Origin of the sequence: Pantoea sp. 1.19 (assembly GCF_001922585.1) — a bacterium.
Classification (GTDB): domain Bacteria; phylum Pseudomonadota; class Gammaproteobacteria; order Enterobacterales; family Enterobacteriaceae; genus 1-19.
Map to the genome: position 1 here is coordinate 32195 of NZ_MRBS01000001.1, position 13454 is coordinate 45648.

At 62.6% G+C, this 13454-nt stretch carries 10 protein-coding genes; 4 read left to right on the top strand and 6 right to left on the bottom strand.

The genetic code is table 11. The features are described from left to right. Positions 1 to 625: 625 nt before the first annotated feature. The 5 genes from BS626_RS00195 to BS626_RS00215 are packed head-to-tail and all read right to left on the bottom strand — an operon-like array spanning position 626 to position 6769. Positions 626 to 1321: a hypothetical protein gene (locus tag BS626_RS00195; RefSeq protein ID WP_075180398.1), complete on the bottom strand. Its 696-nt coding sequence runs from the start codon at positions 1319 to 1321 to the stop codon at positions 626 to 628. Continuing rightward, positions 1290 to 2933, bottom strand: a complete 1644-nt coding sequence (locus tag BS626_RS00200; RefSeq protein ID WP_075180399.1) for a hypothetical protein — start codon at positions 2931 to 2933, stop codon at positions 1290 to 1292. Before BS626_RS00200 ends, BS626_RS00195 begins: the two co-directional genes overlap by 32 nt. Then, positions 2923 to 5439 (bottom strand): TcfC E-set like domain-containing protein, encoded by a 2517-nt coding sequence (locus tag BS626_RS00205; protein ID WP_371328470.1) that lies wholly within the window; start codon positions 5437 to 5439, stop codon positions 2923 to 2925. The genes BS626_RS00200 and BS626_RS00205 overlap by 11 nt, the downstream gene beginning before the upstream one ends. Beyond that, on the bottom strand, positions 5423 to 6085 hold the full coding sequence (locus tag BS626_RS00210) for a hypothetical protein (protein WP_075180400.1): 663 nt from the start codon (positions 6083 to 6085) through the stop codon (positions 5423 to 5425). The genes BS626_RS00205 and BS626_RS00210 overlap by 17 nt, the downstream gene beginning before the upstream one ends. A gap of 54 nt (positions 6086 to 6139) precedes the next feature. Continuing rightward, positions 6140 to 6769: a common pilus major fimbrillin subunit EcpA gene (locus BS626_RS00215; RefSeq protein WP_075180401.1), complete on the bottom strand. Its 630-nt coding sequence runs from the start codon at positions 6767 to 6769 to the stop codon at positions 6140 to 6142. 666 nt (positions 6770 to 7435) lie between these two features. On the opposite strand from BS626_RS00215, the gene BS626_RS00220 reads away from it, so the two are divergent. From BS626_RS00220 to BS626_RS00235, 4 genes are read left to right on the top strand one after another with little or no spacing between them, the layout of a single operon-like run. Beyond that, positions 7436 to 8434: an ABC transporter substrate-binding protein gene (locus BS626_RS00220; RefSeq protein WP_075180402.1), complete on the top strand. Its 999-nt coding sequence runs from the start codon at positions 7436 to 7438 to the stop codon at positions 8432 to 8434. Positions 8435 to 8466: 32 nt separating this feature from the next. Next, positions 8467 to 9477, top strand: a complete 1011-nt coding sequence (locus BS626_RS00225) for an iron ABC transporter permease (protein ID WP_240494253.1) — start codon at positions 8467 to 8469, stop codon at positions 9475 to 9477. Then, positions 9474 to 10235, top strand: a complete 762-nt coding sequence (locus BS626_RS00230; protein ID WP_075180404.1) for an ABC transporter ATP-binding protein — start codon at positions 9474 to 9476, stop codon at positions 10233 to 10235. Before BS626_RS00225 ends, BS626_RS00230 begins: the two co-directional genes overlap by 4 nt. Before the next feature lie 5 nt (positions 10236 to 10240). After that, positions 10241 to 11470: an MFS transporter gene (locus tag BS626_RS00235; RefSeq protein WP_139308729.1), complete on the top strand. Its 1230-nt coding sequence runs from the start codon at positions 10241 to 10243 to the stop codon at positions 11468 to 11470. Between the two features lie 8 nt (positions 11471 to 11478). Here BS626_RS00235 and oxlT read toward each other — a convergent pair whose 3' ends face one another. Further along, positions 11479 to 12750 carry an oxalate/formate MFS antiporter gene (gene oxlT / locus BS626_RS00240; protein WP_075180406.1) on the bottom strand — a complete coding sequence of 424 codons (1272 nt, stop codon included), beginning with the start codon at positions 12748 to 12750 and terminating at the stop codon, positions 11479 to 11481. Between the last annotated feature and the right edge of the window lie 704 nt (positions 12751 to 13454).

The window sequence follows — 13454 nt, forward strand, 5'->3', positions numbered from 1 at the left end:
ATCAACGCGACCGAGGAAGGGATCAACGATACCGTTGCCATGCGGCCGTTCATCTTGTCGCGCTCCCCGGCAGGGCGGCGGCGTCTGCGCCATCCGCTATTGCCACCGCAGGATAGCCAGACGGGGCTATCCCTTGCTGCACTCCGGGGAACGGTACGGGGCATCCCCGCTTGCCGTACCGGCAGGATCGCCATTCCGGCAACCCTGATGCGCATAAAACATTAGATAATCTTTAATTAAAGCGTGCGTGGTTTTTCATTTTTCAGTTTTTATCTTTAGGTATCCCTTCTTGTAACCCCTTCTGTTTGATCAGGATATTATCGAGATCTCACTGTTTGCAACGAGGTTTGCACCTCGTTGAGGAACGGTTTAAGTATTACTTAATCTTATTACTTTAATGAATCTGTTGATTTCTGGTTGACGGTCGGGCGCGTAGCCTGGGCGGTAACATGGCCAGGCTCCGGCCCGTTGATCGTGAGCTGCCGGGGAGTGGACAGAATTGGCTTGCGGGGGGATGGCAGGGGCGAGCGAAGAGGCGGTCGGCACCGGCGTGCAGGAACACACCGGTGCCGGTCGGAAGCGGACTCTGTGGCCTGCCGGCGCATTGTCGCTCGCCTGCGCCGGATTAGGGGTCGCGACAGGCGTCGCTCAGGGCAATAAAGCGGTCGTTATAAACGAGGGTGTGATGCCCGGGCGCCCGCAGCGCCGGCTGGCGGACGGTATCCCCCGGACGCAGATACCGGGCATCGCCCTGCTCCTCGGAGGTGGTGCAGCCGGGCTTAATAAGCAGGGTAAACCAGGTGTTGCCGGTGTTACTGACGCTGCCTGACGCCGGATCATAGGCCCAGGCAAAGCTCACCCGGCGCGGCCGCACGACCAGAATCGTCTCGATGATCACCACCGGCTCCATGCTGACTGCGCCCGCGCCGCGCCGTCGCACTGTCTGATTTCCGGTGGGAATCTCATGAAAAGCGATGCGATAGTAGCGTTCACGGTCATCCTGCGGGCCGTGATACCAGAATTTGAAATAGTCGCTGTCGCCCGCCGTGAGCGTCAGCTGGCGCGGAGAAAACAGCAGTTCGCCGTCCGCGGGCCGGCGGCGTACCTCACGCTCTCCGGGGCGATCAATGGCCGTTAGCGTCACCCGGTACAGCCGCGCCTCGCGATTATTATTGAGCACTTTTTTGGCTACGAACGGCAGGTCTGCCGACAGTGAAAAGGTCAGGCTGCCGACGGCGATCGCCGACGCGCGCGTTGGCGCCAGCAGGCACAGTGCGGCCAGCAGGGCGCTAGCGAACGTTACGCCAGGTCGCTTTGACATGGATCTCTCCCGAGGCGCTCACTTCGCCAAACCAGTTTTGCTGCGTAATGGTTCGCAGCGAGATAGCATCGGCCATCGCGATGACGAAGTGCACGGTGGTTTTATTCAGTTGCCCGCGCTCACCGCTAAGGTCATTCCACGGCGTGTTCAGCCACAGCGCATCGGTCATATTGCGCCAGCTGTCGTCGCAGCCGGCGTCCCAGCTGACGGTGTCGCCGCGTCGGGTGATGTAGGATAGCGTCGCCGGAAACGGGACTTCGCTGGCGCCATCCGCCGAACGAAACAGGCAGTAGGATCGCCCGGCAATCCGATGCGCCGGACCGCTTACCTTGATCATCACCTCATCGGCGGCGGTTTTGCCGCTGGTGGTGACGATATAGCCAAAATCCAGCGCCGGCTGCCCGCTGCCCACTTCTCCGCGCAGCGAGGGCATCGCCGCGTAGCGATCGGAGATGATGCTGATGCTGAACTGGCGCGGTTTAATCATCAGCGTATTGGAGGTAGAGAATTCATACCAGCCTGACTCCGGGGAGGTGGTGTTTTGAAAGCGGAAATTAAACAGATCCCGGGTGTTGATGTCGCTGATCCCCTGCTTCACCATCTGCTTAAAAAAGCGACTGGAGAAAAAGACGTAGATCGCCTCTTTGCCTTTCATGTCGTTAAACGTGAAGTAATACGCGCTGCCGTTGACCGGCTGCCAGCGGCTGCCATCAAGGCTGAATTGCATATCGTACATGCTGACCGCTGACGCCAGTCCGGCGTGGGTAATCGCGGGAAACACGTGAATGGAGGTATTGCTCAGGCGTTCGGTCTGCAGGCTGTAGCTGACCATTTTGCAGCTTAAACCGGAGAGGGTTCCGATCGTCTGCGGCCGACAGCTGCTGTTGCCTTCACCCAGCGTGGGCACGCCGTCGCTGTTGATAAATACTTCGGCCAGCGAATGGGTGTTTATCAGCTTCAGATTGGCCGCTTTGCGGTGGGTAACGGTACGTGCAGTCCACTGCCCCTGGGGCTGATTTTTGCAGCGCTCGCCGCGCAGCGCGTTATACCCGTGCCGGGTCTGACAGGTATTGATCTGCATGCTCAGCGTGTCGCCCACTGCCATTTGCTGCAAATAGTGATAGAAAGCATCGGAGAGCATGCCGTGCATCCATTTTACCCCGCCGGCGGGAACCGTGACGCCGTAAAATCCGCTGGCATCGCGGGTTTGCGGCACCACCAGGCTGGTTGTGAGATCGCAACCCGCGTACCAGTTAATGCAGCGCAGCCCCAGCAGCGGAGAGGTGATGGGCGCCCCCTCCAGCCACATATCAAACTGAGCGTTGGCGCTGAGGACGGTGTTATAGCCGTCATCAAGATAGCCCAGACTCTGCTGATAAGTGGCACCTGTACCGCTGTATTTCAGTCCGGTCCAGCGGTTAGAGCCGGTTATGCGCGGATCCAGTGCGCCGCCCGGGGTGACAAAAAAGTTATCGTCGGCGTTGTTTTCGACGAACACAAACTCCCGGGTGGCGGCATCGGGGTGGACGGTTTTAGTGATTGCCGCGCGCACCGGTGTTGACGCCAGCACCAGCGCCAGCGCGATCAGCCCCGGCCAGCCGTTAGCTTTCATGCTCTCCTCCTGTCTTTGGCCGCGTGCGGTGCGGCGGGGTAGTGCGGCAGACCACCTCCCCCAGCCAGACCGCCCCGCGCGCCTGAGCTAACGGCAGCGCCACCGCGCAGGCCGGATGCCGGCCGTCGTTGACCGTCAGGGTGGGGGAGTGCTTATCCATATCCAGCACAAATTCGCCGTTAGGATCGCTGCGTGAACGACCGGTCGCGCTGGCGATCGGCACATTGGCCAGCGTAGTGCCGTCCTCGGCGTGCAGTCGACCAAACACGGTAATGCGCTGCCGGACCGTCGGAGCGATCACCGCCACGTTGCCGGGGTAGAGCGTAAACTGGCTCTGGCGTCCGCTGATGATTTCATAGCTGTCGACCGCGTACTGGCTGTTTTGCAGCGCCACGTCATAGTGCGCATAGGGGGGCAGCGGCAGATAGCTGCGCGTCCCCTGCAGCTCGATAATCTGCCCGTTAATGCGGGCGCTGAGCCGGCTGTCATCATCAAGCCCGGTTTGCACAATGATCCCGGCATTGCCCTCGCTCTGGCCGCTGGTGGCGATCTGCTTACCCTGCCAGCCGATGCTGCCGCTGGCGCTCAGGTTGCTGCTGATGTCGCCGTCGGCGCCGCTGTTGACGTTCAGCGTGCCGTCGCCGTAGCGGCTGGCAAACTGCGCCCAGCCGCCGCCGCTGAGGGTGCGGTTGTCATCGCCGCCCGACAGCGCGCGCGACAGCGTGCCGCCAACGCCGCGCAGCGCACCGTCGGCAAGCTGTCGCTGGGCCGACAGCGTGGCGAGCACGTCCGCGTTTTGCCGGGTTAGGCCGACGCTGATCCCTTTACCGAGCGGCAGGGTAAGATCAAGGGCGATGTATTTCCCCGCATTTGCCGTACCGATGGCGTTGTTGTAGCGGTGCATCCCGGCCCGCAGGCCCAGCGTGCCGAATGCACCGCTGTACAGGGTCCAGGCATAATCTACCGTGGAGTAGTGGCTGGAATACCGGCGATCCTGGTTGTAGCTGATGCTCAGGGTGCCCAGCATGCGGGTCAGCGCGTTGAGGTTGAGGGTGCCGCCGAGTGCCCGATTGTCGCTGTCGCTGTGCCGCAGTCGGCTACCCATCTGATTCTGCTCCTGGTTGATCCACAGCGAGCTGAAGCCACCGGGCAGCGCCGCACTCAGGCTTATGAAGCGGCTGCGAGAGCGATCGCTGGCCAGCATCTGCTGCAGGTTAATGGCGATGGCGTCATCCAGCGGCAGGGTCACGCGGGTTTCCAGCGCGGCGGTCTGATCGCAGCCATAGCCGCTGGCCGCCCAGCCGGCGATCCCCCAGCTGCCAGAAAGCGAAGCCCCCAGCAGCCCGCGGGTCGCGGCCGCCCGCCCCTCCGCTCCGCCTTCCGGGGCGTCCACCGTGTGCAGGGTTCCGCCCCACACCTGCCAGGCCAGCGGCGCGCCGGCGGCGCGATCCTGGCCGAATACTTTGTGAATGCGCTGCACGTGCTGACTCACCTGGCGGCCATTCACCCAGACGGTCACCTCCACGTCATACACCCCGTACGGCAGGCCGGCGGTATCCAATTCCTGGTTGCCCATCGCCACCTGCTGAATGCTCAGCAGGCGGCCCTCCCGCACCAGGTGCACCTCGCCGGCGGCCGGCAAGAAGACAACCACCGGCGTCAGCGACTGGCGGTGATCGAAAACCGTGGAACTGGCCTGATTCCCCCATGAGGCCCCGAAAATTTTTCCGGCTGGCAGGGCGGTGACGGGCGCCAGCGACTGCAAATTCCAGCTATCAAGCATGCCGGCGGCAACGCGATATCCGGCAACGTCGCGTTCATACATCGCCCGGTACAGCGTCTGCTCCCGGCGCGGCGTACCGATACCGTACAGCGCGGCGTCGAAAACCAGATGGTGTTCGCGCAGCGCGCTGACGCCGTTCAGGGCCAGGTAGCTGGCGGCACTGCCGCCGCCGCGGTGCTGCTGGTGGTGGTAGCCACTAAAGTGATAACCGAAGGTATGGCTGACGACATTCACGCTGGACTGGCCAATATCGGCGCTGCGCGCGCGTCGGGCGGTACCCAGCGCTTCACGGCTGACCACCAGCAGCAGCAGCAGCTGGCGCAGCTGCAGCGCGAGGCTGGCCGTCTCGCTGAGGGGCAAATGCAGGGCGGCATTGAACGCCGGATTAGCCAGCTGCGTGAGCTGCTGCCGGGTAGCCTGACTGAGTTCGACGCCGCTCCCACCCTCTTCCAGCTGAATCTGTCGGACGCGCAGCCGATCGTCGTCGAGCCAGATAAAGGCGGTGCCGATGCGCTGATCGCCCTGATGATCCGCACTGTCCGCGAGGTGGATAAACAGCGGCAGGCTCATGCCATCCTGCAACGCCCGGCTAAAGGCCTGCGGAATGATCACGCCGCCAATCTGCTGCAGGCGGTCGTCAGCCGCGCCGGCGTGGTGCGCGCACAGCCACAGGGCGACCGCGCAGGCCAGCTGACCCCGGATGCGGTTATTTGACGGAAACAAATTGTTCCCCCTGCCAAAGCGCCACCCGCGCCTGACTGTCGGCCAGATTGACGCGGGTAAAGCGCCGCGATCTCGCCGGCATCAGAAAATAGTGCTCTTTGCACGCCGATCCCTCGGCGGGGTGCGCGCAGGGCCCCCAGGCCACGATGCGCAGCGTGGCGTTACCGGTGTTAGTCAGCGTCTGACCAGCAAACTGGTAACCATACGCGATGCGGCGCGGCGCAATCACCAGCAGCGTACCGATGCGGGCGGAAGCGGTCGCCACGGCGCGGCGTCCGCTGGCTTGCCCCGGCGCATCGCTCAATGCCTGATCGAACCAGACAATGCGATAGTAACGTTCGCGATCGTCCACCGGCCCGCGATAGAAAAAGCGCACCACCTCGCTGGCGTGAGCCGGCAGCAGCAGGCTCGCCGGGGTCAGCAACACCTCTCCCGGAGTCTCCATCGGGATCGGTTGTCCGTCAGCCAGCGGTGACGACAGGCGGTCGAGATGAATCGTTATCAGGCGGCCGCTGTCGGTGGGATTGCTGATCGTTTTACCCAGCGTGCTGTTGTCGCTGTAGAGAAACGATGAGATCTCACCGACGTTCAGCGCGGCGGCGGGTAGCGCTGCCATCAGCAGCGCGGCCCCAAGCGCGTTATTCATGAACATAGACCCAATAAGCTGTTTGGAAGGCGTGGTATTACTGAGTGACGACGATCAGCTGGTCCAGCTGGCTTCAAACTGCACGCTGACGTCACCGCTCCACAGGCCGTCCGGCAGCTTGCTGAAATCATCCACTGCGGTCGTCCCATTGCTGGTGGCACTGATAATGGAAAAGGTAAACGCATCCTGCGCGCTGGCGCGCTCTTTTTTATTGAAGCCGGCGGCCAGCAGGCTGAGGTTGCCGCCGGGTTGATTACCGGCAGTATCAATCAGCGAAATATCAGCATTTTTCTTAAGCGCAACGCCGTTATATTCCACCCCAACGTTCAGCGTGGAGCCGGATTTTCCTGTCTGAGTCAGGGTATTGGTCAATAAGCGGGCGCTGAGTTTAAACGCCGTGGCGGAGGGTTTCGACAACAGGCCAATGGGCTTAAACGACGAGCCACCGTCTTCGCCCTCAATCACGACGTCAAACAACCCTTTTTGCGAATTGAAGCTTTTAATTCCGTCGGCGTACTCAAACATCAGGCTACCCAGTGGGGTGACCACCAGCTTACTGACGGTGTCTTTTTTTGCGGTAGCTGACCAGCTGGCGACCGCCTGAGCGGTGACCTGCGCCGCGTGCGCCGGGTACATCACAGAGAGCGCAGTGATGGTGCTTATAGTCAGAAAGGACTTAGTCATATTCGATATTTCCAATGTTAAGGCGAAACTCGGCGTTCCGCTGTGGCAGAATACATAACGCTGTTGAATCCTGAGTCATGTCTGTTTCGTCGCGGACGCTGTTTGTCGCCGCGTTATCGATAATGACTGGGCAGATATATTTTTATGATTAATTAATCAGTTTGCGGCTATTTCGTATTACGGAATGCATCTGTAACTCAGTGTGAATTTTTCTTGATGTAGCCGGAATGCCGCCGCTAAGGCGTAATTAGAATGTCTCTTTTTTAATGCGTTAATAAATCACTGCGCCAGCCAGTAAAATAAATCTGGCGGTGCAGTGAATACGTTTCATGATTATTCTTTTCGGCAGAAAGTAGAGTTTTTCAGACGGGCTGTCAATTGGGCGGCGGCGGTGTGCCGGTGACGGCGTCGCCGAATGTCCACTATTCTGAGTCGCAGGGGCGCGGGCGGGTGAAATAATTGATGTATTTTCAACGCGTTGTTTTTACCGTCTCGAACATTCCTGGTTAACACTCTGACCAGATAAGATAAAGCCGGCGCGCGCTGGCGTCGTCGATGTCACAGATTGACACTTTTTCACATCCATTGTATAAAATCGCGCCTTAATAATGATTGTCATTTTCATTCGCGCCTGACGCGGGTGAGTGCGTAACCGGTGGATCTGGAATGAAAAAAATGTTTTGCGCGGCGGCCTGGCTGCTGGCGGCGATGGCGCCGGCTTACGCAACAATCTTTCCCCTCACGCTGCAAAACTGCGGCTACACGCAAACCTTTGCGCAGCCGCCGCAGCGGGTGGTGGCGCTGGGCCAGAATACCGTTGAAATCCTGCTGCTGCTGGGCCTGCAGGACCGGGTCGTCGCCAGCGCCTTCTGGCCAACGCGCATACTGCCGGCGCTGGCGGCGCAAAATCGTCAGATTAAGACCTTGACGGTAGAGATCCCGACGCTGGAGTCGGTGCTGGCGCAGTCGCCGGACTTCGTGCCGGCGCAGCTGCCGCTGCTGCTCGGCCCGGATAGTAAGGTGGCGACGCGCGAAGATTTTGCCACGGTGGGGATCAACAGCTACCTGTCGCCGGGCATGTGCGCCACGCACAAAAAGGCGGGGGATCTGTACGGCAGCCGCGCTGCGCTGTGGGATATGCGTTACCTCTATCAGGAGATTGCCGACTTTGCCGCCCTGTTTAACGTACCGGATCGCGGTGACGCGCTGATCGCCGATTTCAAACAGCGCGAACGCGCGCTGCGCGCCGAGTTCAGCCAGCGTAAGCAGCCCCTGACCTTTGTTTTCTGGTTCTCCAGCGCGTCGCCGGCCGCCGATGCCTACGTCGGCGGTAAAAACAGCGCTTCCGGCTTTATCGCCGACGTGCTCGGTGGGCGCAACGCCATCACCACTGAAACCGAGTGGCCGACGGTCAGCTGGGAGAGCATCATTGCCGCTAATCCGGATGTGATTGTGGTCTCCAGCCTCGATCGCAACCGCTGGGCGCTGGATAAGGCCGAAGAGAAGATCGCGTTCCTGAAGCGCGATCCGGCCGTCAGTCAGCTGGAGGCGGTGAAGCAGGGGCGCATTGTGGTGATGGACGGTCAGGCAATGAACCCGACTATTCGTACGCTGTACGGCGCGGAGCAGGTGGCGGCTCAGCTGCGCACCCTGGGGCTGAAGTGATGGCAATGACGCTGCCCTCCGGCGAGCGCGGGATGCTGCTGCGTATGGGCGTGGCGGCGCTTGGCGTGCTGGCGCTGCTGCTGGTGATGGCGCTGAGCGTCAGCGTTGGCGAGCTGCATATCCCCCTGCGCAGCGTCGCGCTGGCGATGAGCAATCAGCTGGGGTTTACCGCCGAGCCGCTCAATCGTATCCATGAGCGGGTGATTTGGGATTTTCGCCTCAGCCGGGTACTGGTCGCCGCCTGCTGCGGCGCCGGACTGGCCCTGTGTGGCGCGGTGCTGCAGAGCCTGCTGAAAAATGCGCTGGCGGAGCCTTACGTGCTGGGCGTCTCCGCTGGCGCCTCAACCGGCGCGGTAGCGATCGTGGTGCTCGGTCTGGGAGCCGGTGCCGTATCGCTGTCGCTGGGCGCCTTTGTCGGCGCTTTTGTCGCCTTTGCGTTTGTCGCACTGCTCACCCACGGTGCACGCGGAGGCAATGAGCGCACTATTCTGGCCGGCGTGGCCGCCTCACAGCTGTTTAATGCCCTGACCGCCTGGACCATCAGTACCTCCGCCAGCGCTCAGCAAGCGCGCGATGTGATGTTCTGGCTGCTCGGCAGCTTTAGCGGGGTCCGCTGGCCGGAGTTTCAGCTGGTGCTGGCGGTGGTCGCGGCGGGGCTGGTGCTGTTCCTCTGGTACGCCCGCGCGCTGGATGCTTTTACCTTCGGCGACGACGCGGCGGCGTCACTGGGCATCGCGGTGCCGCGGGTGCGCCTGCTGCTGTTTACCGCCACCGCGCTGCTCACCGCCACCATGGTGAGCATGGCGGGCTCGATCGGCTTTGTGGGGCTGGTGGTGCCGCATATTATGCGTTTCTTTGTTGGCCCGCTGCACCGTTCGCTGCTGGTTGCCTGCGCGCTGGCGGGGGCCATATTGATGGTACTGGCCGATCTCGCCTCGCGCCTGCTGATTGCGCCGCAGAGCCTGCCGGTCGGCGTGGTTACGGCGCTGGTTGGCGTGCCGTTCTTCGCCGTGATCATTTATCGTTCGAGGACGCCCGGATGACCCTGCACGCGGAACACCTGAGCTGGCGGGTTGGCAGCAAGGTGATTGTGGATGATGTGTCGCTGCGCGTTGCCGCGGGTAGTACCGTTGGCCTGCTGGGCCCGAACGGCAGCGGTAAGTCTTCGCTGCTGCGCATTCTCGCCGGCCTGCGCCGCCCGCACGCCGGTCGGGTTACGCTGGACGGCGAAGACCTGACGCGGATGAACAAAAAGACACTGGCGCGGCGGCTGGCGTTTGTGGAGCAGCACGCGGTGACCGGCGCGAATATGCCGGTGCGCGAGGTGGTTCGGCTGGGCCGTATTCCACACCATTCGCCGTTTTCCGCCTGGCGTCACGAGGATGAGGCGGCGGTCACCGGCGCGCTGGCGCGCGTGGAGATGCTGGAGAGTGCCGATCGCGGCTGGCTCAGCCTCTCCGGTGGCGAGCGCCAGCGGGTAAATATCGCCCGCGCGCTGGCCCAGTCGCCGCGAGAAATCCTGCTGGATGAGCCCACGAATCACCTCGATATACAGCATCAATTGCAGCTGATGCAGCTGATCGGCGCGCTGCCGGTCACCAGCATCGTGGCGATCCACGATCTCAACCACGCGGCGCAGTTTTGCGACGCGCTGTGGGTGATGCAGCAGGGGCGTGTGGTGGCCAGCGGGACGCCAGAAGCGGTGCTGACTGAAGCGCTGCTGTGGCAGGTGTTCCGCGTGAAAGCGCGGGTGGCGCCGTCGCCGTTCCACGGCAAACCTCACATCCAGTTCCTGGTCTGATGCCGATGGGTGCCGCTGCTCCGCGCGCGCCGGGCGCGGTCTGGCCACCGCTGCTGCTCGGCAGTCAGCTGGTGTTTAACCTCGGTTTTTACGCCGTAGTGCCGTTTCTGGCGATTTATTTGCGAGATGATCTGCTGCTCTCCGGCACCGCTATCGGCTTAATTCTCGGGCTGCGTACGTTCTCACAGCAGGGGATGTTTATTCTTGGCGGCGCGCTGGCGGACCGCTTTGGCGCACGCGGGGTGATCCTGTGCGGCTGCGTCATTCGCATTGCTGGCTATCTGCTGCTGGCGCTGGGCGATGCCCTCTGGCCGGTGGTGGCGGGTGCCTGCCTGACCGGCGTTGGCGGCGCGCTATTCTCTCCCTCCATCGAGGCGCTGCTGGCGCGCGCCGGCGGCGATAGCGAAGCGCGCGGCAAGCGCAGTCGGGCGGAGTGGTTTGCGCTGTTTGCCGTCTGCGGTGAGCTGGGCGCGGTGCTCGGGCCGGCGCTGGGCGCGCTGCTCACCGGCTGGGGCTTTCGCCAGGTGGCGCTCAGCGGCGCCGGGCTGTTTATGCTGGCGCTGATCCTGCTGTTTTTCTGCCTGCCGGCGTCGCCGCGCGGTAGGGGGGCGCTGACCGTGGTGCCGTGGTGGACCACCTTTCGCCAGCGGCGTTTTGTTGCCTTTATCGTGGCGTACAGCAGCTGGCTGCTGAGCTACAACCAGCTGTACCTGGCGCTGCCGGTGGAGATCCAGCGGGTGGGCGGCAGCGAGAGAGATCTGGGGCCGCTGTTCATGCTGGCTTCCCTGCTGATTATCCTGCTGCAGCTGCCACTGGCGCGCCTGGCCCGGCGCCTGCCGGCGCGGCGAGTGCTGCCGCTGGGTTTTCTGCTGCTGTCGGCCGGCTTTCTCTGCGTGGCGCTCTGCGCCACCTCTCCGCCAGCGGCGGGCTGGCTGCGCTTTCTGCCCGCCGCCGGTCTGGTCACGCTGCTGACCTGCGGGCAGATGCTGCTGGTACCCGCCGCGAAGGATCTGGTGCCGGCGTTTGCCCAGCCGTCAACGCTGGGCGCACACTACGGGGCGCTGGCCACCGCCGGTGGCTGTGCGGTGCTGATCGGCAATCTGCTGCTCGGCGGCGTCCTCGACCTGGCGCTGACGCCCTCTGGCGCGGCCGCGCTCCCCTGGTTACTGCTGGCGGCGTTTCCGCTGGCGAGCGCCGTGGCGATGGCGCGGATCTGCCGCCGGCTGCCCCGCTGATGGCCGACTCAGGCACCGTGCCGGCGCAGAAAGCGCGCCCGCCAGGGCTTCAGCAGCAGTAGCGCCAGCAGGGCACAGAGAATATCCAGCGTAATGGCGCTGCTGAACACCAGGCTCCAGCTGTGGGTATGCTGATAGAGCAGGGCGGCCAGCGGCCCGCCAACAACAGCTCCGATGCCCTGAGACATATACAGCCAGCCGTAGTTGCTGGTGGCGTGACGGGTGCCGAAGGTATCGGTCAGCGTGGCCGGAAACAGCGAGAAAATCTCTCCCCAGCCGAAGAACACCAGCCCGGAGAGCAGCACAAACAGCAGCGGATCATCCTTGCACAGCAGCCACAGGGTCATGGCCACCCCCTCCAGGCCAAAGGCGAAAAACATCATCGTTTCCCGGCCGAGGCGATCGGAGAGGTAGCCACATACCGGTCGGGTCAGGCCGTTCATTAACCGGTCGAGGGTCATCGCCAGCGGCAGCGCCGCCATGCCGAGGATCGTCACCGAGGTAATGCCAAAATCGCCGGCGAAAATCGCCATCTGCGAGGTGACCATCAGCCCGGAGGTGGACATCATGGTCATCATCACGAACATCAGCCAGAACAGCGGCTGACGCAGCATTTCGCGCGAGCGGAAATCCCGCTGCGTGACCGGCAGCGCGGCGTCGGGGCGGGCCGGCGCTTCGGCGGCCGGCGGCGGGGTACGCAGCCCCTGGCCGGCGAGAAAGCCGATCAGCGCCATCAGCGCGCCAAATTGCCACAGCGTATTCTCCATCCCCTGCGCCGCCAGAGAGTGGGTGACGGGAAAGGTGGTGAGGATAGCCCCCATGCCGTAGCCCGCGGCGACCATGCCGGTGGCAAAGCCGCGCCGCTGCGGAAACCAGCGCACCATCAGCCCCACCACGCCGATATAGACAATGCCGGTCCCCAGTCCGCCGAGTACGCCGTAGCTCAGGTACAGCGCCGTCAGGCTGTCGATGCGCGCCGCCAGCATCCAGCTTCCGCCGGTCAGCAGCGTGCCCAGCGCGATCAGCCGGCGCGGGCCAAAGCGATCAATCAGCCGCCCCTGGAAAGGGGCAAAAAAGGTTTGCAGGACGATCAGCAGCGAGAAGGTCAGCTGGATTTCAGCCAGCGGCACCTGCAGCTTGTCCATCAGCGGACGGGTAAACAGCGCCCAGACGTATTGCGGGCTGGAGATGGCTATCATACAGATCAGGCCGAGGGCCAGCTGCATCCATTTGGTGCCAGGGCGGGTCAGCAGATGGTCGGATAAAGGCAGTTGGGTCATGATACGGCTCCGCAAAAGGGGGGCGATTGCCGATGCATATTGTGTGCCAGACGCCGCGAGGCGCGCAGGGCGGGAGGAGGAGGGGAGAACTCAGGCCGGGAATGCCTCATGATGTGGCAGCCCGAACTGAGGCGGTGCAATAGCTGCCTGCCCGACGCGGGCCGGCGGGATTCAGGGGTTAAAAATTCACGTAGCTTCTCACGCGGTGAATCGGAGCACCATACCCTTTCCATATCGCCAATAATCTGCTGCCTGATTGATGGCGGAACGACCGTCAGGAAGGACATCGTAAGCCCTGCATCGGTGTGCTGCTCTGTATCTTTTTGACCTTGTCGGTACGGTCGCTGTACTGACTGTCAATAAAAACTACCCGGTGATATTTTTCCGGCGGCGCCCGACCGGATGCGGCGTGGGGGCCAACCGGAACGGGACCGGATGTGGCGCTGAGGATGTCAGAATTTGACCAGGTGCAGAATGGGAAGGGAGGTCATCACCTGTAGGATTTTGCCTACGCCTTTCATAAACGGCGAGGTGACCGATTTTTAGCCATTTTCATCAGTGGGTTAGGATTTTTCGTCAGTCGCGGCGTGCGAAAAAGATGAACATCCTGTGCCCCGGAGGTTGAACGCGCGTCAGCGCGGCGCCATCTCTGCCGGCTAAGTTCGCGGCGCGAGCGCGCAACGTCCGCGCTGCGCCGACCTTTC

What these genes read in the sequence shown, in the direction of transcription:
- BS626_RS00195 (WP_075180398.1), bottom strand. Translation starts at nt 1,321, where the DNA reads ATGTCAAAGCGACCTGGCGTAACGTTCGCTAGCGCCCTGCTGGCCGCA.
- BS626_RS00200 (WP_075180399.1), bottom strand. Translation starts at nt 2,933, where the DNA reads ATGAAAGCTAACGGCTGGCCGGGGCTGATCGCGCTGGCGCTGGTGCTG.
- BS626_RS00210 (WP_075180400.1), bottom strand. Translation starts at nt 6,085, where the DNA reads ATGAATAACGCGCTTGGGGCCGCGCTGCTGATGGCAGCGCTACCCGCC.
- BS626_RS00215 (WP_075180401.1), bottom strand. Translation starts at nt 6,769, where the DNA reads ATGACTAAGTCCTTTCTGACTATAAGCACCATCACTGCGCTCTCTGTG.
- BS626_RS00220 (WP_075180402.1), top strand. Translation starts at nt 7,436, where the DNA reads ATGAAAAAAATGTTTTGCGCGGCGGCCTGGCTGCTGGCGGCGATGGCG.
- BS626_RS00225 (WP_240494253.1), top strand. Translation starts at nt 8,467, where the DNA reads ATGCTGCTGCGTATGGGCGTGGCGGCGCTTGGCGTGCTGGCGCTGCTG.
- BS626_RS00230 (WP_075180404.1), top strand. Translation starts at nt 9,474, where the DNA reads ATGACCCTGCACGCGGAACACCTGAGCTGGCGGGTTGGCAGCAAGGTG.
- BS626_RS00235 (WP_139308729.1), top strand. Translation starts at nt 10,241, where the DNA reads ATGGGTGCCGCTGCTCCGCGCGCGCCGGGCGCGGTCTGGCCACCGCTG.
- oxlT (WP_075180406.1), bottom strand. Translation starts at nt 12,750, where the DNA reads ATGACCCAACTGCCTTTATCCGACCATCTGCTGACCCGCCCTGGCACC.